Raw genomic sequence first — 1924 nt, 5'->3', positions numbered from 1 at the left:
ATGAAGTAAAAGGTGTTGCGCAAAATGTAGTTAATAAAAGCGATGCCGTTATTGAAATACCACAATTTGGGACCAAACATTCGTTAAATATTTCGGTAAGTTGCGGTGTCGTAATTTGGGATTTATTAAGTAAATTATAAAGCTAAATCATTTATACCATGAGTGCGAAATTCACTACTACCTTATTAACGATTATACCGCTTTTTTTTATGATCGCTTGTGCTCAAATACCTCAAGATATTCCCATTGAATTTCTTGCAATGGAAATGAAACCAAACCAGCAGGAACAAACAACAGCCATTTTAGAAAATGAAATTAATGGTGTAACCAGCAAACATATTACCATTGGGAATATCACAAAAAAGGTAGACCTTCAGGAAGGTTACAAATCCATTTACTTATTTATAAAAGGATTTGGCACTTTGACTTCTGGGGGTAAAACTTACGATATTGTTCCAGAAACAATTATGTTACCAAATAATGTTCGAGATATATCATTTGAACCTGCTGAAGGTGATACGCTTGATTATCTAAAAATATCAGTTTTACAAACCGAATTGGATAAAGAAGACATTAAAACTTTTCCAAAAGAACATGTTGATAGCATTTATTTTAAGAAGTTTACTGACTGTAAATCGTACACAGAACCAATTAAAAGTCCGCAAACAACAAGCCGAACCATTTTGCCAAATAAATACATTCCACGGGTAGCCATGGGAACTGTAAAAACTATTGGACCAGACGCCGTTGGTGCGCATGAACATGCTATGTTAGAGCAATTATTTTTAGGACTAACTGATAATCAAACAATCGTGTATGCGGATGCCGCACAGGTTGATTTTCCAGAATACTCATTACTTCATATTCCACGGGGATCTAGCCATTCGGTTAGCGTAACAGCTGGCGATGAAATGTACTATGTCTGGATGGATTTTTTTGTGGATAAAGACGGGGAAGAATGGTTGAAAACCCATAATACAAAAGACGAGTAAAACGCAAATTTTCATAAATAAAGATTGATAACAAGGTTTCTGAAGGCTATTTTGAGATGCTTTTAGAATCATTATTTTGTTTATTTTCATTTTGAAATTATAGAATTCATCAATGTGACCAAAAAAAATAAAACACCCTGGCCCACCGAAAAGGTCATGAACCAGATTTATGAACAAAAACTTTGGGGAGGAACAGATTCCGACTTTTATTCGGGTATTGGTTCTCACAAACCTGAAATTATAAGTCCTTATTTAGAGGCATTAGTGGCGTTTTTAGTATCACAAAACAATGCTTTAGTGGTTTGTGATTTGGGTTGTGGCGATTTTAATATTGGCAAATACTTAACGAAACATACCAAAAAATATATTGCTGTTGATATTGTTGAAAATTTAATTATCAGGAATAAAAAACAATTTCAGGCAGACAACTTAGAGTTTCATAATTTAGACATCTCAAAAGATACATTACCAGCTGGCGATTGTATTATTATTCGTCAAGTATTGCAGCATTTATGTAATGCCGAAATTAAAAAAGTGGTAAATAAAATTGCTAACTATAAATATGTCATTTTAACTGAACATATTCCTTCAGGTGAGTTTATTCCAAACATAGACATTATTTCAGGTCAAGGTATAAGAATAAAACAACATAGTGGTGTTAATCTTTTAGCCCCACCTTTTAACTTAAAAATTGAAAACAAAAAAGTTATTGATTGTTATATTCTCGAAAATAATAAAGGACGCCTTGTAACAACCATTTATAAGATTTTCTAAATTATCGTTGTTAATCGCATTTTAAACAACCTCCTATTGAGCAGGTTTCCAAACTTTTCATCATTTTTAAAATACGATTTCATCAATTAACACTTTGTTTTTTAAATAGATTTTTAATGAATTCATTTAAAAACTTCAATTAGGCAATACTTAAAACT

At 32.1% G+C, this 1924-nt stretch carries 3 protein-coding genes; all 3 read left to right on the top strand.

The window, feature by feature from the left end:
• Positions 1-140, top strand: a 140-nt coding sequence (locus tag WBN21_RS14320; RefSeq protein ID WP_424201442.1) for a TrmH family RNA methyltransferase, incomplete at its 5' end; no start/stop codon positions are given.
• An 18-nt stretch (positions 141-158) separates the two neighbouring features.
• Positions 159-992, top strand: a complete 834-nt coding sequence (locus WBN21_RS14315; RefSeq protein WP_424201440.1) for a hypothetical protein — start codon at positions 159-161, stop codon at positions 990-992.
• 156 nt (positions 993-1148) lie between these two features.
• Complete coding sequence (locus tag WBN21_RS14310; RefSeq protein WP_424201439.1) at positions 1149-1766, top strand: class I SAM-dependent methyltransferase; 618 nt, start codon at positions 1149-1151, stop codon at positions 1764-1766.
• The last annotated feature ends 158 nt before the right edge of the window (positions 1767-1924 follow it).

Origin of the sequence: Algibacter sp., from assembly GCF_049667265.1 — a bacterium.
GTDB lineage: Bacteria > Bacteroidota > Bacteroidia > Flavobacteriales > Flavobacteriaceae > Algibacter_B.
Note: the sequence above shows the minus strand (reverse complement) of the source record. Positions and strands in the feature narration are given on the sequence as shown.